The sequence below is a fragment of the Mycolicibacterium aurum genome, assembly GCF_900637195.1.
GTDB lineage: Bacteria > Actinomycetota > Actinomycetes > Mycobacteriales > Mycobacteriaceae > Mycobacterium > Mycobacterium aurum.
Genome location: NZ_LR134356.1, coordinates 288,319 through 312,586 on the forward strand (window position 1 = coordinate 288,319; position 24,268 = coordinate 312,586).

Sequence of the window (24,268 nt, forward strand, 5' to 3'; positions counted from 1 at the left end):
GGCGACAACCACCCCGCGACCATCCCGCTGCCGCGGTTGGCTGCGGCGCTGGTGGTGTGGGGGTGAGGGCGACATGCGACGGCTAGCAGACTTCGTGGTGCGCTGGCCCCTGGCAGTGATCGGGGTGTGGGTGGCGCTGGCCATCGCCCTACCGCTGTCGTTCCCCTCCCTGGGCGAGATGGCGGAGAAGCATCCGCTGGTGATCCTGCCCGAGGATGCGCCGTCGAGCGTCTCGGCACGCAAGATGGCCGAGGCGTTCCAGGAATCGGGCAACGACGACCTGCTGCTGATCGCGCTGATCAACGAGGACGGACTGCGTCCCCAGGACGAGGTCACCTACCGCCAACTCGTGGACGCGCTGCGCGACGACGTCACCGACGTGGTGTCGGTGCAGGACTTCATCAGCACCCCGCAGCTCCGCCAATTCCTGACCAGCGAGGACAAGACCACCTGGGTCCTGCCGGTCAGCCTCGAAGGTGAGCTCGGCACGCCGCGGGCGTTCGACTCGTTCAACCGGGTGAGTGACGTCGTCGAACACAGCATCGCGGCACACGGATCCGACGGGGCGCTGGATGTGTACCTGACGGGTCCGGCCGCCACGGTCGCCGACCTCACCGTCGCCGGTGAACAGGATCGGCTGCCCATCGAGCTCGCCATCGCCGTTCTGGTCCTCGCGGTGCTGCTGCTGGTCTACCGCAGCATCGTCACGATGCTGCTGCCGCTGGTGACCATCGGATCGTCGGTGCTCATCGCGCAGGGGTTGGTCGCCGCGTACTCGCACCTGACCGGGGCGGGCGTCTCGAATCAGTCCATCGTCTTCCTGAGCGCGATCCTGGCGGGTGCGGGAACGGACTACGCCGTCTTCCTGATCAGCCGATACCACGACTATCTGCGGTCGGGAGCCGGCTACGACGACGCCGTCAAGGCGGCGATGATGTCGATCGGCAAGGTCATCACCGCGTCCGCCCTCACGGTGGGCATCACGTTCCTGGTCATGAGCTTCGCCAAGATGGGGGTGTTCAGCACCGTCGGGGTGTCGGCCGGGATCGGCATCGGCGTCGCCTATCTGGCCGGGGTGACCCTGCTGCCCGCGATCCTGGTGCTCGTCGGACCGCGCGGCTGGGTCAAACCGAGACGCGAGCTGACCGCCAGGTTCTGGAGACGCTCCGGTATCCGCATCGTGCGCAGGCCGGTGCCCCACCTGGTCGCCAGCGTGCTCGTGCTGATCCTGTTGGCCGGCGCGGCAGGCTTTGCACGCTTCAACTACGACGACCGCAAGGCGGTGTCGGCGTCGGCGCCCAGTTCGGTCGGATACGTCGCGCTGGAGCGCCACTTCCCGATCAGCCAGTCCATCCCGCAGTACATCCTCGTGCAGTCCCCGCGCGACCTGCGCTCACCGCAGGCACTGGCGGATCTGGAGCAGATGGCCTCCCGGATCGCCCAGCTGCCGGATGTGTCCCTGGTCAGCGGCATCACCCGGCCCCTCGGCGAGGTGCCGCCCGAGTTCCGTGCGACCTTTCAGGCCGGCATCGTCGGTGACCGGCTCGCCGATGGTTCGGCGCAGATCGGGGAGCGGACCGATGACCTCGACACGCTGACGGCCGGCGCCGACACGCTCGCCGACAGCCTCGGTGACGTGCGCGCGCAGGTCAACCAGATCGCGCCCAGCCTTCAGGGTCTGATCGACACGTTCTCCTCGGTGCGGACCGATTACGGCGGTGAGACGCTGGTACGCGACGTGGCGACAGCAGCCAAGCTGGTCGACAGCGTCAACAAGCTCGGCCTGTCCATGGGCGTGAACTTCCGCGCCGTCAGGGACATGTTCGCCTGGATCGGCCCCGTCCTGACGGCGCTGCAGGGCAACCACGTGTGCGACGCCAATCCGTCTTGCGTCGAGACCCGCAGCCAGTTCGAGCGGTTGACCAAGGCGCGCAGCGAAGGCGGCCTCGACGAGATCAACCGGCTGGCCGGGCAGCTGCAGGGGGTCGACGACAGGCAGAGCCTCACCTCGACGGTGAATCAGCTCAACACGGCGTTCGCCACGCTGACCAAGGCCATCTCCGCCATGGGGCTCGATACGCCGGGCGGCGCGCAGGCCGGCCTGCGCGATCTGCGGCAGGGCGCCAACCGACTGGCCGACGGAAGCCGGCAGGTGGCCGGGGGAGTGGACCAGCTGGTCGAGCAGGTCAAAGTGATCGCCGACGGACTCACCGAGGCCTCGCAGTTCCTGTTGACGATGCGCCAGGACGCGGCCGGGTCGACCATGGCGGGGTTCAACATCCCGGCCCAGGTGCTCAACGCCGTGGAGTTCCAGAAGGCGGCGGAGGCGTTCATCTCACCGGATGGCCACTCGGTCCGGTACCTGGTGCAGACCAAGCTCAACCCGTTCAGCCCGGAGGCGATGGATCAGGTCAACACGATCAGTGACATCGCCCGCGGAGCGCAGCCCAACACCACCCTGGCCGAAGCCACGATCTCGATGGGTGGCTTCCCCGCGGCGCTGCGCGACACCCGCGACTACTACGAGCGCGACATCCGTTTCATCATCATCGCGACGCTGATCGTCGTCCTGCTCACGTTGACGGTGCTGCTGCGCTCGATCGTCGCACCCATCTACCTCGTGGGGTCGGTGGTGCTCTCGTACTTCGCGGCGATCGGCATCGGGGTGGTCACGTTCCAGTTCCTCCTCGGCCAGGAACTGCACTGGAGTGTGCCGCCACTGGCCTTCGTGGTGCTGGTGGCGGTGGGCGCCGACTACAACATGCTGTTCGTCTCGCGAATGCGCGACGAGTCTCCCCGCAGCATCCGGTACGGGATCATCCGCACCCTGGGGTCGACCGGAGGCGTGATCACCGCGGCGGGTCTGATCTTTGCCGCGTCGATGGCCGGTCTGCTGTTCTCCAGCATCGGCATCGTGATCCAGGGCGGCTTCGTGATCGGGGTGGGGATCCTGCTGGACACGTTCGTGGTCCGCACGATCACGGTGCCCGCCATCGCGGCGCTGGTCGGACGCGCCAACTGGTGGCCTTCGCGGGTGAGCGACCCGCGGGCGGAGTCGCGTCCACCGGCGGCGGCATCCAGCGCCGGCGGAGTTAGCGCGGACACATGATCTATGTGAAACTACGGAACGGAGCGGGTCGGGCCGGTAGCCACACAGTTGCCAGGACGGCGAGTACTCCGAGCCGACGCCGAACTACTACGGACGTGCATTGACGCCGACAACCATCCCCCAGTCATCGATCCTGTCGATGCTGCACGGGCGCGCGAGCCTGCGGCCCGGCGAGGTGGCGTTCACGTTCACCGACTACCACCACAATCCGGCGGGCGTCGCGCAGACTCTCACGTGGGCGCAGCTGTCCCGCCGCACCATAAACCTGGCCCGTGAGCTCAGCCTGCACGCGTCGGCAGGAGACAGGGCGGTGATCCTGGCGCCCCAGGGCCTGGAGTACATCCTGGCGTTCCTGGGGTCCATGCAGGCCGGGCTCATCGCGGTCCCCCTTCCGTTGCCGCATCGCGGTTCCAGCCACGACCGGGTGGGCGCCGTCTTCGCCGACACCACGCCCGCGGTCGTTCTCACCACGTCCGCGGTGGCGACGGAGGTCGGCGACTACGTCGACCAGTCGCGGATGGACACGGCGCCGAAGATAATCGAGATCGACCTGCTGAGCCTCGACGGCGAGGATCAGCCCGCGTTTGCGGCCGCCGAGTTTCCGGCCACGGCGTACCTGCAGTACAGCTCGGGCTCGACGCGCCTGCCGACCGGCGTCATGATCTCGCACCGCAACCTGCAGGTGAACTTCGAGCAGTTGATGAGCAGCCTGTTCAAGGGCGCGAACGTGGCGTCGTCGACAGATCTCACGCTGGTGTCGTGGCTGCCCTTCTACCACGACATGGGGTTGGTGCTCGGGGTCTGCGCGCCCATTCTCGGCGGCTTCCCCGCCGAGCTGACGAGCCCGGTCGCCTTCCTGGAGAAGCCGGCCAGGTGGGTGCGCGCGCTGGCCGAGAATCCGAATGCCTTCTCGGGGGCGCCGAACTTCGCTTTCGACCTGGCGGCCCGCAAGACCAAGGACAGCGATCTCGCCGGGCTCGATCTGGGCGGGGTGCGCGGCATCATCAACGGCGCCGAGCGCGTCGACCCGGCCACCCTGGAACGCTTCGCAGATCGCTTCGCGCACTTCAATTTCCGCGACCACATGCTGCGTCCGTGCTACGGACTGGCCGAGGCGACGGTCTTCGTCAGCAGTGGCACCTGGAGTGATTCGCCTGGTGACTCGTGGGGCGCGGTCCGATTCGATGTCGACGAACTATCTGCGGGCCGTGCCCAGCGGGGATCGTCGCGAACCAGTTCGGCGCTGGTGAGGTACGAACTGCCGAAGTCGCCGCTGGTGCGGATCGTCGACGTCGACACCCGCCGGGAATGCCCGCCGGACGTCGTCGGCGAGATCTGGGTGCACGGCGACAACGTCGCGTCCGGCTACTGGAGCAGACCAGCTGACGAGCAGGGCTGCTTCGGCGCAGTGCTCGCCGACGCGGCGGCGGGCACGCCGGAGGGGCCGTGGCTGCGGACCGGTGATCTGGGCTTCACGTCCGCCGGCGAGTTTTTCGTCGTCGGACGCATCAAGGATCTGCTGATCATCCGGGGCCGCAACCACCACCCCGAGGACATCGAGGCCACCGTCGCCGAGATCACCCGCGGCCGCGTCGCGGCGATATCGGTGCCCGTGAACAGCACCGAGAACCTGGTGACCGTGATCGAGGTGAAGAAGCGCGCCGATCTGAACTCCGATGCCGGCGGCGACGCGGTGCAGTGGCTCACCGAGATCAAGAGCGACGTCACCTCCGCGATCTCCAATGCGCACGGCGTCAACGTGGGGGACCTGGTGCTGGTGCCGCCCGGGTCGATTCCGACGACGACGAGCGGCAAGATCCGGCGCGCCGCCTGCGTCGAGCAGTACCGGCACGATCAATTCACCCGGCTGGACGCCTGAGTCCGCTCGGCGAGTGAGGGTAGGGTCGGGTGCACAGGCGGACGCGTAGGCGAGGGGCGGGGATGGGCATGCGGAGACAGTTCGCATCGGTCACCGCCCTGGTAACCATCGGGGCCACAGGGTGTTTCGGCCTCGGGATCGCGACGGCGGATGAGACGACCGTCCCCCCCGCGCCCGGCGCCGCCGCCGACGGGCCGCCTCCCCTCGGCACTCCGGGGCGGGCGTACGCACTGGGCGGCGCCCACGTTCTCGGCATTCCCTACGACGAATACATCATGCGCACGGGCGCGGACTGGTTCCCCGGACTGGACCGCCAGATCGTCGACTACCCGGCCGGTCAGGTGCAGGGCCACACGCTGGAGCGGCTGTTCCCGGGCATCGGACGACTCGACGATTCCTTCCCCGGCCTCGGAATCGACGGCCCCAGCGTCGGTGAATCCGTCGACATCGGCACGCCCAACACCATCAACGCGATTCGTGCGGGTGGGCGAGGCACCGCGATCGGGCTGTCCGAGGGTGCGATGGTGCTCAACGACGTCCAGGCGAAACTCGCCTACGACCCCGCCGCCCCGCCACCGAACGAGCTGAGCTTCGCCACCTACGGCGATCCGGTGGCCCGGCATGCGTTCGGCGAGAGTTTCCTGACCCAGAACTTCCCCGTCGGCAGCGTCGTCCCGTCGCTCGACTACCGCATCCCGGCGCCGGTGGAAAGCCAGTACGACACCTACCAGTTCATCTCCGCCTACGACAGCATCGCCGACTGGCCGGACCGACCCGACAACTGGCTCTCGGTCGCCAACGCGATCGTCGGCCTCGCCACCGGTCACACCGCCGTCGCGTTCACCGAACCGAGCATGGTGCCACCGCGCAACATCAGGACCACCGTCAACTCTCGAGGCGCGAAGACGACGACGTTCATGATTCCGGAGGAGCACCTGCCTCTGGTCCTGCCGTTCAAGTACCTCGGCGTGCCGCAGGAGACCCTGATCGAGCTCGACAAGGTGCTGATGCCCTATGTCGACGCCGGCTACTCCCGCAACGACGACCCGTCGACCGCGCCCGTCACCGTGGATCCGGTGAACGGCTACGACCCCGCCGAGGTCACCGCGCCGGCGACGCAGGCCGCGTTCGGCGGCGACGCCGATCCGGTGTCGCAGCTTCTCTCCGGCCTGCAGTACGTCCTCAACAACCCGCCGTAGCCGTCACAGACTGGCCCACCCCACGGCCAGCAGCATGCAGCCGACCACGGCCAGCATCACGGCCACGCCGAACCGGCCCTTCGCCCGGATCCAGCCGTACAGCGCGGACAGCGTCGCGCGGGTGCGGTCCGGGGCCACCAGGAAGGCCAGCAGCGGGATCTCGACGAGGGCGAACGCCACCACGTTGAACACCATCAAGGCCCCGAACTGGGTGCCTGCCGCGGCGCCGGAGGCCACGATGAGCGCCAGCGCGGCGAGGTAGTCGATCGAGGGCAGCGCGATGCCGAATCCCGCGACACCCGCCGTCCACAGGGAACGCCCGCTGAGTAGCTGACGTGCCCGGACGATCACTCGCCCGAAGCGGCGTTCGGCCGGGTCCGCGGACGGCTCGCCCCGGCCCCCCAGCACACCCGCAGCGACGAGCGCGGCGTTGATCAGCACCACCGCGCCGACCGCGATCTGCACCCGGGGCAGAGTGAAGTGCGCCGAGCCCAGCGCGGGCCGAAGGACGAACAACACCACGACGCCCACCGCCGTGCCCATCACGAAACCGCCTGCGAGAAAAGCAAGCAACTGCAGTGCCGGGCGGGGGCGGTTGATCATCAGAACGGTCATGCCGACCCGAAACGGCTCCAGGCTGACCGCGACGGCCATCACCAGGAGCGGGATCCACATGAGGAGTCGATGGTATCGGGCTTGTGCGCACGCCGATCCGAATGCTGGCCGGATCGGTGATCCAGGGTCATGATGGCGTGGTGATCGCCCCCAGTGCCGCGCCGCTGTTGCGTGCCCACCCGACCGTGGCCGCCGCTGAAGGGTACGTGGGATGATGGCGCGGATGGCTGGTACAGATTCCGACCGAGATGCGGCGATCGAACTCGATCCGTCGTCCCTGCGCGAGGCGTTCGGGCACTTCCCCACCGGTGTCATCGCGATCGCCGCAGAGGTGGATGGCGTCCGCGTCGGCCTCGCGGCCAGCACGTTCGTGCCGGTGTCCCTCGATCCGCCGCTGGTGTCGTTCTGCGTCCAGAACAGCTCGACCACCTGGCCGCGACTCAAGGATCTGCCGTACCTGGGGATCAGTGTGCTGGGCGAATCCCACGACGAGGCCGCGCGCACGCTGGCCGCAAAGACCGGCGACCGGTTCGCGGGCCTGGAGACGGCGTCGACGGACCGCGGCGCCGTGTTCATCCACGGCACCAGCGTGTGGCTGGAGAGCAGTATCGAGCAGTCGATCCCGGCCGGGGATCACGTCATCGTCGTGCTGCGGGTCAGCGGTATCACCGTCCACCCGGATGTCGCACCGATTGTCTTCCACCGCAGCACGTTCCGCAGGCTCGGCGCCTGATTCGACGCCTCGGCGCCGCGGTCAGGGCCGGGTGCTGAGTTCTTCGCGGTAGTTGCTGATGCGCTGGTCCAACTCGGAGGCGTCCGCGCTGCGGCCCTCCCTGCGAGCTAGGTCGGCGCGGGCACTCAGTTCACGGATCGCCGTGCGAATGTCGTTGATGCTTCTGGTCTCTCGAAGCGACATGAATGCTGCCTTTCTTCGGTGATTGGCTGCTGGCCCAAGCGTACGCCTGAGACCTGTCGCTAGTCCCCTACTGCGGTGAGATCGTCGGCGTCGCGACGGGCCCGTCCGTGTGCACTCACGGTCGACAGTCCTTGCCTGGCCCAGTATTCGAAACCACCGATGAGTTCCCTGACTCGGCGGTACCCCATCTCGCTGAGCGTGCATGCCGCCTTGCTGGCGCCGTTGCAGCCCGGCCCCCAGCAGTAGACGACGATGTCGGCGTCCAGGTCCGGCAGCTCGGCGCCGGCACGCTCGGCGAGCTCGCCGCCGGGAAGGTGCAGCGCACCGGGGAGGTGCCCCTGATCCCAGGCGGCGCCGGACCGGGTGTCGACCACGATCGGTGCGCGTCCGGCAGCGCGCGCCGCGGCCAGGTCGGACGCGTCGATCTCGTAGGTGAGTTTGGCGGCGAAGTAGGCGCGGGCGTCGATCATGCTCTTATCGAAGCGTGGTGTCGCGGCCGACGGAAGTGGTGTCCTCCGGTGATCGTCGGTCGGTGCCGGTGTATCGACGGAGTTCCCGACGATGCACCGGCGGATCCACGGTCGGCTACGGCTGCATCTCGTAGGCGCCGTCGTAGTCACGGACCTGCTGCCACACCCGGTCGAATCGGGCTCGGTCCGGCACCGGCTTGCGCACCGCCGCCAACGCCCACTCCTGTTGCGCGGGCGTGGAGCTCGGTTTCCCGTGCAGCGCGACGGCATGTTCGGAGAAGTCGCGGATCTGCACATCGAAGATCTGGTCGACGAGATCGCGGTCGAGCCCGGTCAGCTCCGCCTGCTCGAGGATCAGCTGCCCGTACACGACCAGCGTGAAGAGGTGACCGACGACCAGCGCGAAGTCGAGGTCGGCCTGCTGGTCGGCATCGGGCGCGGCGGTGGTCAGCAACTCCCGCAGCGCCGTGGCCTGTTCGAAGAACCGGGCGACGTTCGGCACGTCGGAGTGCCGGGCGTACACCGGAGCCCAGTCGGCGAACTGCACCTTCGAGGCGCCGCGGGCCGGTCCCTGCGACCAGAAGAAGACGTCGTCGGCCGGGTCGTTCCGGGTGCCGATCTGCGGGTAGTCCGCCGGGTTGAACATGTAGTTCGGCATGAACTTGAGGATCTGGGCCACGTTCACGTGGACGGTGCCCTCCAGCCGGGGCAGCGCCCCGATGAGCCCCTTGACCTCACAGAAATAGGTGTTCTTCTCGAATCCCTTGGCGGCGAGCACGTCCCACAGCAACGTGACGACCTTCTCGCCTTCGGAGGTGACCTTCGCCTTGGTCACCGGGTTGAACAACAGGTAGCGCCGGTCCTGCAGGCTCGCGCTGCGGAAGTAGTCGATGGCGCGGTCGCTGAACAGCTTCATCGCGACCAGGCGCGCGTAGGCGTCGACGAAGCTGGCGCGGACGTGGCGGAAGTCGGTGACCGGGTTGCCATAGAGGATCCGGTTGTTCGCGTGGGTGATCGCCTCGTAGAACGCGTGCTCGCACATGCCGATCGAGCCGCTGCACAGATTGAACTTGCCGACGTTGACGGTGTTGAGCGCGGCCGAGAACGCCTCGGGGCCGGTCGCGAGGATGTCCTCCTCATACACCGGGTAGTCGTGGAGCGCGAAGTTGCTGACGTACATCTGGCCGTGCACGACGTTGCCGATCAGCTCGTAGTTCTCGTGGCCGCTGTCGGCGACGAACCACACGTAGTCGTCCGGACCGCCGGTGCTGCCTGCGCCGGTGCGACGCGAGAACACCGACACCATTCCTGCGACGTTGCCGTTGCCGATGTAGTACTTCTCGCCGTTGGCGCGGAACACCACGCCCTCATCGTCGTCAGACGCGGGCGTCAGCAGCAGATCGGTGTTGTAGATGTCGGCGCCGTGCTCGCGTTCGGACAGTCCGAAGGCCATCACGCCGCCGGCCTCGAGCTGCGCGGCGGCCTTTTCCTTGGCTTTGACGTTGTCGCTCTGCCAGATCGGTCCGAGCCCGAGGATCGTGACCTGTTCGGCGTACCAGTAGGAGAGCCCGTAGAACCCGAGGATCTCGCTGAGCACGGCGTTGCGCGAGGTGTCCCAGCGTTTGTTCGCGTCGCCGCCGGCGAACTCCGACGGGGTGAGGAAGGTGGCGAACAGCCGCTCCTTCTTGACGAAGTCCAGGAAGTCGCTCACCCAGGTCGCTTCCAGATCGTCGCGGAGCAGACGCGCCTTACCGCGTGCCTCGAACCAGTCGATCAGGGCACGCAACTGGCGGCGGGATTCCGGATCGAGATGCTGCGGATCGAAGGTGTTCGGGTTCAGCAGCAGTCCAGTCGTGTTCGGCATGCGGTCGAATCTAGGTGGGATCATCGGCGATGTGCCGGACAATCAACGGATCGCCCTCGATCGCACCGATGAAGCGCTGCTGCAGGCGCTTCAGCGCGACGGCCGGATGAGCACCGCCGACCTGGCGCGCGCGGTGTCGCTGTCACCGAGCGCCACAGCCGACCGGCTGCGCCGCCTCGTCGACTCGGGTGTGATCACCGGATACACCGCCACGGTGTCGGCCGCCGCGCTGGGCTACTCGATCACGGCGTTCGTCCGGCTGGCCTATCCGTCGGGCAACTACAAGCCTCTGCACGACCTGCTGGACGTGACACCCGAGATCGTCGAGGCTCACCACGTCACCGGTGACGACTGCTTCATCATCAAGGTTCTGGCCCGGTCGATGACCGACCTCGAGCGACTCACCGGCAGGATCGCCACGCGGGGGTCGATCACGACGAACGTCGTCTACTCCAGTCCGCTGACCGGCCGCAACCTGGCCCCGGCCTGAGTCAGGCGGCGTGCACGTTGCGCAGGCCCACCGCGTTGCGCAGCCCCGAGCAGTTCACGCATCCGATGCAGCCGATGCAGTCGTCGCAACTCACACAGCCGATGCAGGCTTTGCACCGGGTGCAGTCGATGCAGCCCAGACACGCCAGACAGCCCTTGCAGACGATGCACAGCACCGCGAGGATGCACCCGGCGATCGCGGCACTGCCCGCGGTGGCGATCGAGCCCGCGACCGCCGCGCTGCCCGCCGTCGCGATCGACCGCGCGACCGCCGCGCTGCCCGCGGTCGCGATCGATCCCACCACCCCTGCGCTGCCCGCCGTCGCGACGGAACCTGCGACGACGGCGCTTCCGTTGGTCGCGATCGAGCCGGCGACCACCGCACTGTCGGTCGTCTGGATGGAACCCGCGACGGCGTAGCTGTTCTCCGTCGCCGCGGATCGGACCACCGCGCGCGAGGTGTCTTCCTCCACCGGCTGAGTCATGCGCTCATTGTGGACGCTCGCCGCGCTCAGTGCCTCCGGAACAGCTTGTTACCCAGCCACACCACCGGGTCGTACTTCCGGTCGGCGGCGCGCTCCTTCATCGGGATCAACGCGTTGTCGGTGATCTTGATGTGTTCCGGACAGACCTCGGTGCAGCACTTGGTGATGTTGCAGTAGCCCAGGCCGTTCTCCTCCTGCGCCTGCTCCGCCCGGTGCCCGTGGGTGTCCAGCGGGTGCATGTCGAGCTCGGCCTGACGCATGAGAAAGCGTGGGCCGGAGAACGCCAGCTTGTTCTCCTCGTGGTCACGGTTGACGTGGCACACGTTCTGGCACAGGAAGCACTCGATGCACTTGCGGAACTCCTGGGACCGGTTCACGTCTTCCTGCGCCATCCGGTACTCACCGGGCTGCAGGTCCTTGGGAGGCGTGAACGACGGGATCTCCCTGGCCTTCTCGTAGTTGAAGGAGACGTCGGTGACCAGGTCGCGCATCACCGGGAAGGTCCGCATCGGCGTCACCGTGACGACTTCGTCCTCGCCGAAGGTCGACATCCGCGTCATGCACAGCAGCCGGGGCCGACCGTTGATCTCCGCGGAGCAGGATCCGCACTTGCCGGCCTTGCAGTTCCAGCGCACGGCCAGATCGCCGGCCTGGGTGGCCTGCAGGCGGTGGATGATGTCGAGCACCACCTCGCCGTCGTTGACCTCGACGGTGTAGTCCTTCAGCTCACCGCCGCTGTCGTCGCCGCGCCAAACCCGTAGTTTCGCGTCATAGGCAGCCATGTTCAGCCCTTCCGGTCCGGGTGCTCGGCCAATTGGTCGTCGGTGTAGTACTTCTCGAGCTCGGACAACTCGAATGTGGCCAGCAGGTCGGGCCGCATCACCGGCTGTTGCTCAGGGGTGACCGTCACCTCCGGCGCGATGGCCTCGGTACCGGCGCCGTCGTTGACGGTGCGGCACACCAGCAGGGTGTTGCGCCACTGGGCGTCCATCTTCGGGTAGTCGTCGCGGGTGTGACCGCCGCGGCTCTCGGTGCGCTGCAGCGCCGCCTTGGCCACACACTCGCTGACCAGCAGCATGTTGCGCATGTCGATGGCCAGGTGCCAGCCCGGGTTGAAGATGCGCCCGCCCTCGACGGTGACGTTCAGGTAGCGCTGCTTGAGCTCGTCGATCTTGTCGAGGACCTCACGGAGCTCCTCTTCCTTGCGGATGATGCCGGCGAGGTCGTTCATCGCCTGCTGCAGTTCGGCGTGCAGCGTGTACGGGTTCTCCGGATTCTCTTTCGGCTCGAACGGAATCAGCGCCAGCTCCGTGGCCGCCGTGAGGTGGTCGTCGGTGACTTTCGGCCGATCCGACAGCGCCCGCACGTACTCCGACGCGCCGAGCCCGGCGCGTCGGCCGAACACCAGGAGGTCCGACAGCGAGTTGCCGCCGAGCCGGTTGCTGCCGTGCATGCCGCCAGAGCACTCGCCCGCGGCGAACAGACCCGGGGTGGCGGCGCCGCCACTGTCGGGATCGACCTCGATGCCGCCCATCACGTAATGACAGGTGGGGCCGACCTCCATCTCGTCCTTGGTGATGTCGACCTCGGCCAGCTCGATGAACTGGTGGTACATCGACGGCAGCCGGCGCTTGATCTCCTCGGCCGGCATGCGCGACGCGATGTCGAGGTAGACGCCGCCATGCGGGGTGCCGCGGCCGGCCTTCACCTCTTCGTTGATGGCGCGGGCCACCTCGTCGCGGGGGAGCAGATCAGGGGTGCGGCGCGCGGAGTCGTTGTCCTTGAGCCACTGGTCGGCTTCTTCCTCGGTCTCGGCGTACTGCCCCTTGAAGACGTCGGGGATGTAGTCGAACATGAACCGCTTGCCCTCGGAGTTCTTCAGCACTCCACCGTCGCCGCGCACACCCTCGGTGACGAGGATGCCCTTGACCGAGAGCGGCCAGACCATGCCGGTCGGGTGGAACTGGATGAACTCCATGTTGATCAGGCCCGAACCGGCACGCAGCGCCAGCGCGTGGCCGTCGCCGGTGTACTCCCACGAATTCGACGAGACCTTGAAGGACTTGCCGATACCGCCGGTGGCGAGCACGACTGCCGGTGCCTCGAACAGCACGAACTTGCCGGTCTCCCGGTAGTAACCGAAGGCTCCCGCGACGCGCTTGGTGCCGTCGGCTCCCTCGTCCAGGATGAGATCCGTGATCGAGCATTCGTGGAACACCCGGATGCGGGCGTCGTAGTCGCCCAGCTCCCTCTTGTCCTCCTGCTGCAGCGACACGATCTTCTGCTGCAGCGTGCGGATGATCTCCAGGCCGGTGCGGTCGCCGACGTGCGCCAGCCGCGGATAGGTGTGCCCACCGAAGTTGCGCTGGCTGATGCGGCCGTCCTTGGTGCGGTCGAACAGCGCCCCGTAGGTCTCCAGCTCCCACACCCGGTCGGGGGCCTCTTGAGCGTGAAGCTCGGCCATCCGCCAGTTGTTCAGGAACTTGCCGCCGCGCATGGTGTCACCGAAGTGCACCTGCCACGAGTCCTTGGTGTTGACGTTGCGCATGGCGGCCGCGCAGCCGCCCTCGGCCATCACGGTGTGGGCCTTGCCGAACAGTGACTTGGTCACCACGGCGACGCGCAGACCGCGCTCCCGCGCCTCGATCACCGCGCGCAGCCCGGCCCCGCCGGCGCCGATCACGACGACGTCGTACTCGTGCCGCTCTATCTGAGCTTCCTCCGAAGCCATCAATCCTCGCTCGTCTTATCGATAGTCAGTTACGAATGATCTTGTCGGCCATGGTGCTTCAGCCGATGAACCGCAAGTCGGAAATGGTTCCGCTGGCGACGAGCATCACGTAGAAGTCGGTCAGCATCAGCGTGCCCAGCGTGATCCAGGCGTACTGCTTGTGCCGGACGTTGAGCTTGCTGATCTGGGTCCACATCCAGTACCGGACGGGATGCTTGGAGAAGTGCTTCAGACGCCCACCCGCGACGTGGCGGCAGGAGTGGCAGGAGATCGTGTACGTCCACAGCAGGATGACGTTGATGACGAGAATGAGGTTGCCCAAACCGAAGCCGAACCCGCCGTCGGGCTTATGGAACGCGATGATCGCGTCGTAGGTGTTGATCACCGAGATGATGGCCGCGATGTAGAAGAAGTACCGGTGCGTGTTCTGGATGATCAGCGGGAACTTGGTCTCGCCGGTGTAGGTCTTGTGCGGTTCGGCCACCGCGCAGGCGGTCGGCGACTGCCAGACCGAGCGGTAGTAGGCGCCGCGGTAGTAGTAGCAGGTCAGCCGGAACAGCAGGAGGAACGGCAGCGACAGTGCGGCGTAGGGCAGCCACCACACGTCGGGCAGGAACTGGCCGAAGTGGCTTGCCTCCGGCACACATCCGGTGCTCACGCACGGCGAGTAGAACGGCGTGAGGTAGCCGTACTCGGCGACGTAGTAGTTGTTCTGCATGAACGCCCGCACCGTCGCGTAGATGATGAACGCGGCGAAACCGAGATCCGTGACGATCGGCGACTTCAGCCAGTTATCAGTGCGAAGCGTGCGCTGCGATATCTGGGCACGGCCAGCCGAGAAGACGCCGGTCGCTTTGCGGTCGGCGGTGGGTGCGCTCACATTTACCTTTCGATGAAGTTATGTCCCCCCGAGCGTGTACCGCCGCTGGCGGCACAGACACTCAGCGGGTGCCGCCGAGACCCTCGTCGTCGACACCGCGCCAGAAATCGGTGTCGTACTGGGTGTCCGGAATCGCGATCCTCTCGGCGACGTGATGGTGCCGGCTGACGCCGCGGGCCAGTTCCAGCTCCTCCGCATCGATGTCGAGACGATCGATATCGTTGAGAATGCGTTCGGCGTCGTTGACGATGCGGCGGGTGGCAGGGCTGTCCCCGTATCGCGACGCCAGCGATGTCACGCATCGCCGGAGGCTTCCGATCAGATCGTGAAGCTGGGCGAGTTCGGTGGTGCTGGTGCTGGACAAGCGACCTCCTTGGGCTGAAGGGTGTCATGGATCACAGTACGCAACCGATGGTAGCTAAATCACCCCAGCAAGGCGTGAGACAAATCACTTTAAGGAGCAGGGAAGTCCATGGCTGACGACGAACTGAAGGCTCGCGCGGACGCGCTGCTGGCGCTGCACCAACCCGGCAACCCGGTGATCCTGCCGACGGTGTGGGACGCGTGGTCGGCGAATCTGGCCGTGGACGCCGGGTTCGAGGCGCTGACCGTGGGCAGTCACCCGGTGGCCGACTCGGTCGGGAAGGCCGACAACGAGGGCATGTCGTTCGACGACCTGCTCACCCGCGTCGCCCAGATCACCGCTGCGGTGGACGTGCCGCTGTCGGTCGACATCGAATCCGGATATGCCGAGGACCCCGCGCGGCTGATCGAGGGTCTGCTGTCGGTGGGGGCGGTCGGGTTGAACATCGAGGACACCGTGCACAGCGAGGGCGGCCGGCTGCGGTCGGCGGAGGAGCACGCCGAGCTGGTCGGTGCGTTGCGTGCGGCGGCCGACGCGGCAGGGGTGCGGGTGGTCGTCAACGCGCGCACGGATCTGTTCCTTCGCCAGGACGGCGACGAATCCGATCGGGTGGACCGCGCGATCGCGCGGCTCACGCTGGCGGCCGACGCGGGCGCCGACGTGCTCTACCCGGTCGGCGTCCATCCGCCGGAGGTCATGCGCCGGTTGACCTCGGAACTCCCGCTGCCGGTCAACGCGATTGCGCCGCCCGACAAGGCCGACCCGGCCTCCTACGGGCCGCTCGGGGTGGCGCGGATCAGCTTCGGACCGTTCTGGCAGGCAGCGCTGGCCGAGCGATCGAAGGAGATTCTGGCCCGCTGGGCGTGATCAGTCCGTGGTGTCGACGACCAGAACCTCGGTGGTGGCGTGGCGCTTGACGAGGCGGGGCACCGACCCCACCAGCCGGCCCACCATCGAGTTCATCCCGACGCTGCCGACAACCAGGAGATCGGCCTCGACCTCCTCGGCGAGGGCGACGAGCGCGTCCGCCGGGACACCCTCGACTGCGCGTTCGACGACGTCGCGCGCACCGGCCTGTCTGGCCCGGGCCGCCGCGTCGTGCAGCAGGTCGTATGCGGGGGCGTCGCCGACGGTGCGGTAGCCCTCGCCTCCCGGTTGATCCGGATCGGGCGCAGCGGGATCGCGCCGCTGGCTGGTGTACGCGGAGGCGACGATCAGCCGTGCGCCGGAGTCGGCGGCAAGGGCCGCCGCTTTGTCCACCGCCCGCATCGAGGTGTCCGAACCGTCGGTTCCTACGACGATCGTGGTGTAGTCGGCCATGTCTGCTCCGATCGGTTGGCGGCTGGTTCCCGGCGTACAACTGTTCACTGAACAGCTTTGGCATACCCGGAGAAGCCGCGATCTATCCGAACTCCACCCGGTTGCCTCCGCTGTGCTTCGCGAGCGCTCCACAACTGCCGCGCTCGTGACACAGGCGGTGCACCCACACGCCGCCCCGCATGCCGACAGCGGATGCTCGCCCTTGGCCAGATCAGGACTCGTTGCGTGGTGCAATAGCCAATCGGGGTCTGGTAACCCCCAGGCCCCCGGCGAGGCGGCCTGGGTGCAGCGGGTCACGCGTTGCGACTCGTGTCGGCGAACAGGCTCACACGTGGCCCTCGGGGCTGGTGAGCACACCGTGATGGGTCCTTCACACGGGGCGACACAACAGCAATATGGCGTTCCTACGGTGATCGCATGGCGTCAATTTCGCACGTCGTGGTCGTCGGCCACGGCATGGTCGGTCACCGCTTCGTCGAAGCCCTGCGTTCCCGAGACGGCGACGGCCGGTGGCGCGTCACCGTGCTGGCCGAAGAACGCGACGCGGCCTACGACCGCGTGGGACTCACCGGATACACCGACCACTGGGACCGATCCCGTCTTGCGCTGCCCGGCAACGACTACCTCGGTGACGATCTGGTGGACGTCCGGCTCGGGTGCCGGGTAGTCGCGATAGACCGGGCGGCCAAGTCGGTGACCACCGACGACGGCGCGGTGATCGAATACGACGCGTTGGTGCTGGCGACGGGGTCGTCGGCCTTCGTGCCGCCGGTGCCAGGGCGCGACCTGCCGTCCTGCCACGTCTACCGAACCCTCGATGACCTCGACGCGATCCGCGCCGATGCCCTCGGTGCCCGCGAGAAGGGCCGCGCGGCGGTCGGTGTCGTCATCGGCGGCGGCCTCCTGGGCTTGGAAGCAGCCAACGCGCTGCGTGGATTCGGTTTGACTGCGCATGTCGTGGAGAGGTCCCCGCGGCTGATGGCGCAGCAGCTCGACGAGGCGGGCGGCACCCTGCTGGGCCGGATGATCGGCGAGCTGGGCATCACGGTGCACACCGATGTCGGCACCGAATCGATCGCACCGGCGCAACGCAACCGGCCCCTGAAGCGGTCCGCGGAGGACAACTCGATGCGGGTGACGCTGAGCGACGGCACGTGCATCGATGCCGGCGTCGTCGTGTTCGCCGCGGGTGTCCGCCCGCGCGACGAGCTGGCCCGCGACGCCGGACTCACGATTGCTGAGCGGGGCGGGGTACTCACCGATCTGTCCTGTGTGACAAGCGATCCCAGCATCTATGCGATCGGTGAGGTCGCTGCCATCGAGGGACGCTGCTACGGCCTGGTGGGGCCCGGGTACACCAGTGCCGAGGTGGTGGCGGACCGCCTGGTGGGCGGTGCGGCCGAGTTCCCCGAAGCCGACATGTCGACCAAGCTGAAGTTGCTCGGCGTCGACGTGGCCAGCTTCGGCGACGCGATGGGCACCACTGCGGACTGCCTGGAGGTTGTGCTCAACGACGCGGTCAACCAGACGTACGCCAAGCTCGTGCTCTCCGACGACGCGAAGACGCTGCTCGGCGGCATCCTGGTCGGCGACGCGTCGGCGTACGGCCTGCTGCGGCCGATGGTCGGCGAGATGCTGCCGGGTGACCCGATGGCGATGATCGCGCCGTCCGGAGCAGGTTCCAGCGCAGCACAACTGGGCGTCGGAGCCCTGCCCGCCGCGGCCCAGATCTGCTCGTGCAACAACGTCACCAAGGGTGATCTCACCGACGCGATCGCCTGCGGCTGCGCGGACGTACCCGCCTTGAAGAGCTGCACCAAGGCGGGTACGTCGTGCGGCTCGTGTGTACCGCTGCTCAAGCAGCTCCTCGAGGCCGAAGGCGTCGAGCAGTCAAAGGCCCTGTGCGAGCACTTCTCTCACTCGCGGGCTGAACTGTTCGAGATTGTCGGCGCCACGTCGATCCGCACCTTCTCGGGTCTCATCGAGCGGTTCGGCAGCGGAAGAGGTTGTGATATCTGCAAACCCGTGGTCGCCTCGATCCTGGCCTCGACGAGCTCCGAGCACATCCTCGACGGTGAGCAGGCCTCGCTGCAGGACTCCAACGACCACTTCCTGGCCAACATCCAGCGCAACGGTAGCTACTCGGTGGTGCCGCGGGTTCCCGGCGGCGACATCACCCCCGAACATCTGATCCTGATCGGGGAGATCGCCCGAGATTTCGGGCTGTACACCAAGATCACCGGCGGACAGCGCATCGACATGTTCGGCGCCAGAGTTGATCAGCTGCCTGAGATCTGGCGCCGCCTGGTCGAGGGCGGCATGGAATCCGGTCAGGCCTACGGAAAGTCGTTGCGCACGGTCAAGAGCTGTGTGGGCAGCGACTGGTGCCGCTACGGCCAGCAGGATTCGGTGCAGATGGCCATCAACCTCGAACTGCGCTACCGCGGACTGCGCTCCCCGCACAAGATCAAGATGGGGGTCTCCGGGTGTGCCCGCGAATGCGCCGAGGCCCGCGGCAAGGACGTCGGCGTCATCGCGACCGAAACGGGGTGGAACCTCTACATCGGCGGCAACGGCGGGATGACGCCGCGGCACGCTGAACTGCTCGCCGGCGATCTGGACGACGAGACGTTGGTGCGCTACATCGACCGCTTCCTGATGTTCTACATCCGCACCGCCGATCGGCTCCAGCGCACCGCGCCGTGGGTGGAGGAGCGGGGCGTCGAGCATCTGCGCGAGGTGATCTGTGAGGACTCGCTGGGGCTGGCCGAGGAGTTCGAGGCAGCGGTCGAACGCCACGTCGACGGCTACGCCTGCGAGTGGAAGGGCGTGCTGGACGACCCCGACAAGCTGTCGCGGTTCGTCTCGTTCGTCAACGCACCCGATGTCCCCGATCCGACCGTCACGTTCACCGAGAACGGCGGTCGCAAGGTCCCCGCGACGCCGGTCGCGATCGGCATGCCGAAGGTAGGAAGGTAGCCCGCAATGACGGTGCTCAACGACACCCAGGTCTGGACGACGGCCTGCCCCTATGACTTCCTGATCCCCAATCGCGGGGTGGGGGTGCTGCTGCCCGACGGCGCCCAAGCCGCACTGTTCCGCCTCGACGACGGAACTGTGCATGCCGTCGGCAACGTCGACCCGTTTTCCGGGGCGGCGGTGATGTCGCGGGGCATCGTCGGCGACCGGGCCGGCCGGGTGACCGTGCAGTCGCCGATCAAGAAACAGGCGTTCGCCCTCGACGACGGCAGCTGCCTGGACGACCCCGCGCACTCCCTGCCGGTGTACGCCACCCGGATCACCCCCGGCGGCGACGTCCAGGTCGGCTCCTGATTCGCCGAACTGGGATTCCCGGCTGTGCTGACGGTGACATTCACAACCGGGAACCTCAGTTCGGCGGACAGATTAGGGACTTTCGGCCCCTGTCTGGCGGGGGAAAGCTTTCTACCGTCGACGGTATGACCTACGTGATCGGTTCCGCGTGTGTGGACATCGTCGACAAGTCCTGTGTGCAGGAATGCCCGGCCGACTGCATCTACGAGGGCGATCGCGCGATGTACATCAACCCCAACGAGTGCGTGGACTGCGGAGCCTGCCGCATCGCATGCCGGGTGGACGCCATCTATTACGAGACCGACCTGCCGGACGAGGAGTTGGCGTTCCTGCAGGACAACGCCGATTTCTTCGAGCTGACGCTGCCTGGCCGCGACACCCCGCTCGGTGACCCGGGTGGTGCGCTCCAGCTGGGCCGGGTCGGCGCGGACACCCCGCTGGTGGCCGCGCTGCCACCGTCAGTGACGCCGCATCCCTGACTCCGCCAGCGGCTGCCACGGCGCCAACCGTGCACACGCGCGCTGAAACCGGCTGGCGATCAACCGGGTGACACCGGGGTGGGTGCCCAGCGGTGCGGTCACCAGGTCCGCGCCGCTGTCACGCAAGCGGTCCTGGAAGAGGCCTTCGGACAGCAGGTATGACGCCACCACCACGCGTGCGCCCCGTCCGCGCAGCGCGGCGACGGCATCGGCCACCCGGGGCTCGCCGGTGGCGGCGAACGCCAGTTCCACGCGAGACCCGAGGGTGGCCGACAGCCACGTCGCCGTCGTGTGCAGGTCACGCATCGCCTCGGGGTCGGATGTTCCTGCCGCGGCGAGGATCACCGAATCATCGGGCCGCCAACCGGATTCGATCAATCGGTCGACGAGCACCCGCACCAGCTGCGGATCGGGACCCAACGCGCGGGTGACGGTGACATCGGAATGCCCGCTGGCCGCCACATGCGCGGGAATGTCGTGGGTGACGTGATAGCCGCGAGCCAGGAATGCCGGCACCAGCACGGTGGCCCGGTCCGGGGTCGCGCCGAGCAGTTCGGCGGGTGTCGGGCCGAGGACGTCGACGAATGCGACGCGTACCGGACGGTCCAGCACCGACGACACCTGCGCGGCGAGATCGCCGATCAGCGACACCCCGCGTTGCTTGCGGGTGCCGTGCGCGACCAGGAGCAGGCTCACGAGGCGGATGCGTCGTCGACGGGCAACCGGTAACCCCGCTTGACCACGGTGGCCACCATCTTCTTGTCGCCGAGCGCGGTCCGCAGCCGTAGCACCGCCGTCTCGACGGCATGGGTGTCGGTACCGCTGCCCGGCAGCGCGCGCAGCAGATCGGTTCGGGAGACGACGGCGCCCGGATGCAGGGCGAGGGCGCGAATGGTGGCCATCGCCGCGGGCGACATCGCCTTCACGGCGCCGTCGACCAGCACGCACGTGCCGCGAATCTCCAGCAGGTGGCCGGCCACCCGGACGGTGCGGGACTGCAGCAGCGGAAGCTCATCGGTGATGTGGCGGGCCAGCGCACCCAGCCGCATCCGTTCCGGCGCCGACGTCGGCACGCCGAGCCGCACCAGGGGACGGGCGGTGACGGGCCCCACGCACATCGCGTGGACGTTGGTGCGCAGCGCCGACAGCACCTCGGCCTCGATGCCCATCTCCTTGGCCCGCAGCAGCACCGACGCCACCGCGGGCGCCGAGGTGAAGCTGACCGCGTCGAACTTCTCCTCCGCGATGCCTGCGACCAGCTGATCGAAGTCGCCGTTGCGTGGTGCGGAATGCCAGCGGTACACCCGGATGGGGACCACTTCGGCTCCGGCGGAGCGCAATTCGTCGAGGAACTCGGGGAAGGGATCCCAGTCGGCGGTGGCGCCGTGCAGTTGCACAGCGATCCGGGTGCCGGCGATCCCGCCGTCGACGAGGTACTCCAGCACCTCGCGGGAGGACTCCGACTCCGGCGACCACTCCTCGGGCAGGCCGCCTGCGCGCAGCGCACCGGTCGCCTTCGGCCCGCGGGAGACGATGCGGGCCTTGCTCAGCGCCGCAGTGAGGTCGTTGGCCATACCCCAGCCGTCCGCCGCGGCGATCCACCCGCGGAAGCCGATGCCGGTGGTGGCGATGACGATGTCCGGTGGGCTGTCGATCAGCGACTGGGTGCGCTGGCGCAGCTCGTCGTCATCGGGCAGCGGCACCATGTCGATGGCCGCGGCGCTGCACACCGTCGCCCCGCGACGACGCAGCAGGGCGCTCAATTCGTCAGCGCGCCGTGCGGAGGTGACCGCAACCCGGAATCCGGTGAGCGGCGCCAAGTCCAGCTCACTCATGCCCACTGTCTATTCACGTCATGTTTCGGGGTCATTAAGCGACCGTTGCGCGACTGTGTCGCGCCCGGTCACGCGATGAACTTCCGTTCACCGCGCCTGGGCTTCCGTTGTGAGATCGGCTCACCACACGTCGCCGTCGCGCCAATCGCAGGTCAGCGGGGCGGCAGGGTCGAGGACGACCGACGCGGGCAGCGCGCCGGGCAGCACGTACACCCCGCCGTCGTCCTCCGGGGTCGGCGTGATGCCGCCGGGGGCCAGCACCGACGTCGGCCCCTGCCACCGGATCCAGCCCCGGCCGGTGTACAGCGGCTCACCGAGCTCACTGGATCCCAGCGCACCCAGGTGATAGCCGCCGCGCACCACCTGCTCGACGGCGTCCATCAACACACCGCCCAGCCCCTGACCGCGGTGGTCCTCCCGGACGGCGACACCTTCGACGTAGCCGCAGCGCAGTGCGGTGCCGTCGTACAGGAGGCGACGCTGGACGACGGCGGCGTGCCCGAGCACGTCTCCGCGCTGACAGATGAGCGCGTGCATGCCGCCGAGGGCGTGCTCCCAGTCGTCGTCGGAGAAGTCCCCGCCGAAGGCCTCGACGACCATCCGGCGGGCGTCCTCGCGGGTCTCGTCGTCGAGATCGGAGGTGTGGACCAGGCGTGCACGCACACCTGTGGTTCTACCAGCGATCCGGCCGCACCGTCAGCCCTCGAACGGCCGCCTCGGCCGCGACCAGTGCAACCGAACCGTCTGCCCCGGGCGTGCTTGGGCGATCGTGTCGATGTCGGCGTCGGTGACCACGCCGATCACCGGGTAGCCGCCGGTCACCGGATGGTCCGGACCGAGGATCACCGGGAAGCCGTTCGGCGGAACCTGGATCGCACCGAGGGTGGCGCCCTCGCTGGGCAGCTGACGGTCGGGGTGGCGGTATTCCAGCGGCATTCCGACCAGCCGCACGCCCACTCGGTCACTGTGATTGGTGACCTGCCAGTTGGTGCGCACCAGCACGTCGGGATCGACGAACCAGTCGTCGCGCGGTCCGGGCACCACGGTGAGATCGAGGGCATCGTCGACGATGGCCGCCACCGGCGCCTGGTCCAACTCGGGGAAGTCGTCGGTGTGGGCTCCGACCGGCAACACGTCGCCGCGGCGCAGCGGGTGCGGCCCGATCGCCGACATCGCGTCGTAGCTGCGGGACCCCAGGACCGGCTCGACATCGATGCCGCCGCGCACCGCGAGATACGAGCGCAACCCTGACCTGGGCGACCCGAGGGAGATCACCTCGCCGTCGTGTGCGTAGTGAATGCTGTTGGTGCCGAACGGAATACCGTTGACGGCGGGATCGGCGTCGGCGCCGGTCACCGCGATCGCGACCCCTTCGCCGTTGCCTCCGTGCACCTTCGCGGTGAACCCGCCGAGGGTGATCTCCACGGTCGCGCGGTCATCCGGGTTGGCGACCAGACGGTTGGCCAGTGTGTGGGCGCGGCGGTCGGCAGCTCCCGAGCGGGTGACCCCGATATGGGACAAGCCGGGCCTGCCGAGGTCTTCGACGAGCGCGAGCGGGCCGGTCTGCAGGACCTCCAGCGTGACGGTGCTCATGATTCGACCGCCCGAAACTGCACCCACAGGCCGGGGGCGAGCAGCGCCGGGTCGTCCCGGTCGATGTCCCACAGCACCGCGGAGGTGCGGCCGATCAGCTGCCAACCGCCGGGGGACTCCCTCGGGTAGACGCCGCTGAACTCGCCGGCGAGCCCCACGGAACCGACGGGCACCTTGGTTCTCGGCTCGGATCGCCGGGGCACCGCCAGACGCTCGTCGCCGCCGATCAGGTAGGCGAAACCCGGTGCGAAGCCGCTGAATCCGACGCGCCACAGCGTCCCGGTGTGCGCGGCCACGACGTCGTCGGGACTGAGCCCGGTGAGCCGCGCCACCTCCTCGAGGTCCTCGCCGTCGTAGACGACGTCGAGGGTGACATCGGCGGCGCCGTCGCCCGGCGCTGCCGAAGCGGCGACGGCCTTCTCGGTCAACTTCATCCGGTCCAGCCGCAGCCGGGTCGGCGCCTGCAGCCGCGTCTCGGCCACCGCCACCAGGATTGTTCTGGCCGCCGGAACGATGTCCACCACACCGGGCAGATCTGCTTCACGCACGGCCGCAGTCCACGCCAGCACCTCTGCGCTGCTGTCGAACTCGAGGAGCAGCGCCCGGTCGCCGTAGTCCAGAATCCTGCGTGCGCCCTCGGTACGCACGCTTGCAATCGCATCCGCAGTCACGCTCATCGGTCAAAGCTACCGCCGGGTAGCTTTGAA

General features: G+C 67.9%; 24 protein-coding genes. 9 read left to right on the forward strand and 15 right to left on the reverse strand.

Translation table 11 applies throughout. The features are described 5' to 3' along the window. Window positions 1–73 precede the first annotated feature (73 nt). The 3 genes from EL337_RS01360 (at window position 74) to pe (ending at window position 6,187) form a co-directional block, all read left to right on the forward strand. The gene (locus tag EL337_RS01360; RefSeq protein ID WP_048632559.1) at window positions 74–3,109 is read left to right on the forward strand and encodes an MMPL/RND family transporter; all 3,036 of its coding nucleotides are present in this window, start codon (window positions 74–76) and stop codon (window positions 3,107–3,109) included. Window positions 3,110–3,224: 115 nt separating this feature from the next. After that, window positions 3,225–4,988 carry an AMP-binding protein gene (locus EL337_RS01365; protein ID WP_197724242.1) on the forward strand — a complete coding sequence of 588 codons (1,764 nt, stop codon included), beginning with the start codon at window positions 3,225–3,227 and terminating at the stop codon, window positions 4,986–4,988. A 68-nt stretch (window positions 4,989–5,056) separates the two neighbouring features. Further along, complete coding sequence (gene pe / locus EL337_RS01370; protein ID WP_048632639.1) at window positions 5,057–6,187, forward strand: acyltransferase PE; 1,131 nt, start codon at window positions 5,057–5,059, stop codon at window positions 6,185–6,187. A gap of 3 nt (window positions 6,188–6,190) precedes the next feature. Here the strand turns inward: pe and EL337_RS01375 are convergent, their stop codons facing one another. Beyond that, the gene (locus tag EL337_RS01375) at window positions 6,191–6,862 is read right to left on the reverse strand and encodes a GAP family protein (protein WP_048632557.1); all 672 of its coding nucleotides are present in this window, start codon (window positions 6,860–6,862) and stop codon (window positions 6,191–6,193) included. A gap of 154 nt (window positions 6,863–7,016) precedes the next feature. Here EL337_RS01375 and EL337_RS01380 point away from each other — a divergent pair, with 154 nt between their 5' ends. Further along, window positions 7,017–7,535, forward strand: a complete 519-nt coding sequence (locus EL337_RS01380; protein ID WP_370737159.1) for a flavin reductase family protein — start codon at window positions 7,017–7,019, stop codon at window positions 7,533–7,535. 21 nt (window positions 7,536–7,556) lie between these two features. Here the strand turns inward: EL337_RS01380 and EL337_RS28660 are convergent, their stop codons facing one another. From EL337_RS28660 to EL337_RS01390, 3 genes are all read right to left on the reverse strand, one after another. Then, complete coding sequence (locus tag EL337_RS28660; RefSeq protein WP_170216904.1) at window positions 7,557–7,718, reverse strand: hypothetical protein; 162 nt, start codon at window positions 7,716–7,718, stop codon at window positions 7,557–7,559. A gap of 59 nt (window positions 7,719–7,777) precedes the next feature. Continuing rightward, window positions 7,778–8,188, reverse strand: coding sequence for a rhodanese-like domain-containing protein (locus EL337_RS01385; protein WP_048632556.1), 411 nt, complete (start codon window positions 8,186–8,188; stop codon window positions 7,778–7,780). Between the two features lie 115 nt (window positions 8,189–8,303). Further along, complete coding sequence (locus tag EL337_RS01390; RefSeq protein WP_048632555.1) at window positions 8,304–10,052, reverse strand: acyl-CoA dehydrogenase family protein; 1,749 nt, start codon at window positions 10,050–10,052, stop codon at window positions 8,304–8,306. On the opposite strand from EL337_RS01390, the gene EL337_RS01395 reads away from it, so the two are divergent. Further along, window positions 10,051–10,542 (forward strand): Lrp/AsnC family transcriptional regulator, encoded by a 492-nt coding sequence (locus EL337_RS01395; protein WP_197724166.1) that lies wholly within the window; start codon window positions 10,051–10,053, stop codon window positions 10,540–10,542. The two genes, EL337_RS01390 and EL337_RS01395, sit on opposite strands and share 2 nt — an antisense overlap. A gap of 1 nt (window position 10,543) precedes the next feature. Here EL337_RS01395 and EL337_RS01400 read toward each other — a convergent pair whose 3' ends face one another. The 5 genes from EL337_RS01400 to EL337_RS01420 form a co-directional block, all read right to left on the reverse strand. After that, window positions 10,544–11,026: a hypothetical protein gene (locus EL337_RS01400; protein ID WP_048632554.1), complete on the reverse strand. Its 483-nt coding sequence runs from the start codon at window positions 11,024–11,026 to the stop codon at window positions 10,544–10,546. 26 nt (window positions 11,027–11,052) lie between these two features. Beyond that, complete coding sequence (locus tag EL337_RS01405; protein ID WP_048632553.1) at window positions 11,053–11,808, reverse strand: succinate dehydrogenase/fumarate reductase iron-sulfur subunit; 756 nt, start codon at window positions 11,806–11,808, stop codon at window positions 11,053–11,055. A gap of 2 nt (window positions 11,809–11,810) precedes the next feature. Next, complete coding sequence (locus tag EL337_RS01410; RefSeq protein ID WP_048632552.1) at window positions 11,811–13,757, reverse strand: fumarate reductase/succinate dehydrogenase flavoprotein subunit; 1,947 nt, start codon at window positions 13,755–13,757, stop codon at window positions 11,811–11,813. Between the two features lie 58 nt (window positions 13,758–13,815). Continuing rightward, on the reverse strand, window positions 13,816–14,637 hold the full coding sequence (locus EL337_RS01415) for a succinate dehydrogenase subunit SdhC (RefSeq protein WP_048632551.1): 822 nt from the start codon (window positions 14,635–14,637) through the stop codon (window positions 13,816–13,818). 61 nt (window positions 14,638–14,698) lie between these two features. Beyond that, window positions 14,699–15,001, reverse strand: a complete 303-nt coding sequence (locus tag EL337_RS01420; protein WP_048632550.1) for an Rv0250c family protein — start codon at window positions 14,999–15,001, stop codon at window positions 14,699–14,701. A gap of 108 nt (window positions 15,002–15,109) precedes the next feature. Here EL337_RS01420 and EL337_RS01425 point away from each other — a divergent pair, with 108 nt between their 5' ends. Further along, window positions 15,110–15,868: an isocitrate lyase/PEP mutase family protein gene (locus tag EL337_RS01425; RefSeq protein WP_048632549.1), complete on the forward strand. Its 759-nt coding sequence runs from the start codon at window positions 15,110–15,112 to the stop codon at window positions 15,866–15,868. Here the strand turns inward: EL337_RS01425 and EL337_RS01430 are convergent, their stop codons facing one another. Next, window positions 15,869–16,321 carry a universal stress protein gene (locus tag EL337_RS01430; protein ID WP_048632548.1) on the reverse strand — a complete coding sequence of 151 codons (453 nt, stop codon included), beginning with the start codon at window positions 16,319–16,321 and terminating at the stop codon, window positions 15,869–15,871. It abuts the gene before it with no gap. A 417-nt stretch (window positions 16,322–16,738) separates the two neighbouring features. On the opposite strand from EL337_RS01430, the gene nirB reads away from it, so the two are divergent. From nirB to fdxA, 3 genes are all read left to right on the forward strand, one after another. Beyond that, window positions 16,739–19,300 carry a nitrite reductase large subunit NirB gene (gene nirB, locus EL337_RS01435; protein ID WP_048632547.1) on the forward strand — a complete coding sequence of 854 codons (2,562 nt, stop codon included), beginning with the start codon at window positions 16,739–16,741 and terminating at the stop codon, window positions 19,298–19,300. A 6-nt stretch (window positions 19,301–19,306) separates the two neighbouring features. Beyond that, window positions 19,307–19,654, forward strand: coding sequence for a nitrite reductase small subunit NirD (gene nirD, locus EL337_RS01440; RefSeq protein ID WP_048632546.1), 348 nt, complete (start codon window positions 19,307–19,309; stop codon window positions 19,652–19,654). Between the two features lie 125 nt (window positions 19,655–19,779). After that, window positions 19,780–20,133, forward strand: a complete 354-nt coding sequence (gene fdxA / locus EL337_RS01445) for a ferredoxin (RefSeq protein WP_048632545.1) — start codon at window positions 19,780–19,782, stop codon at window positions 20,131–20,133. Here fdxA and EL337_RS01450 read toward each other — a convergent pair. The 5 genes from EL337_RS01450 to EL337_RS01470 form a co-directional block, all read right to left on the reverse strand. Beyond that, entirely contained in the window at window positions 20,113–20,829 is a 717-nt protein-coding gene (locus EL337_RS01450) for a sirohydrochlorin chelatase (RefSeq protein WP_048632544.1), read from the reverse strand. The two genes, fdxA and EL337_RS01450, sit on opposite strands and share 21 nt — an antisense overlap. Next, window positions 20,826–21,968 (reverse strand): uroporphyrinogen-III synthase, encoded by a 1,143-nt coding sequence (locus EL337_RS01455; protein WP_048632543.1) that lies wholly within the window; start codon window positions 21,966–21,968, stop codon window positions 20,826–20,828. The genes EL337_RS01450 and EL337_RS01455 overlap by 4 nt, the downstream gene beginning before the upstream one ends. A gap of 120 nt (window positions 21,969–22,088) precedes the next feature. Then, complete coding sequence (locus EL337_RS01460; RefSeq protein WP_232786802.1) at window positions 22,089–22,652, reverse strand: GNAT family N-acetyltransferase; 564 nt, start codon at window positions 22,650–22,652, stop codon at window positions 22,089–22,091. Window positions 22,653–22,664: 12 nt separating this feature from the next. Beyond that, on the reverse strand, window positions 22,665–23,561 hold the full coding sequence (locus EL337_RS01465; protein ID WP_048632541.1) for a 5-oxoprolinase/urea amidolyase family protein: 897 nt from the start codon (window positions 23,559–23,561) through the stop codon (window positions 22,665–22,667). Continuing rightward, on the reverse strand, window positions 23,558–24,238 hold the full coding sequence (locus EL337_RS01470; RefSeq protein WP_048632540.1) for a 5-oxoprolinase subunit B family protein: 681 nt from the start codon (window positions 24,236–24,238) through the stop codon (window positions 23,558–23,560). The genes EL337_RS01465 and EL337_RS01470 overlap by 4 nt, the downstream gene beginning before the upstream one ends. Between the last annotated feature and the right edge of the window lie 30 nt (window positions 24,239–24,268).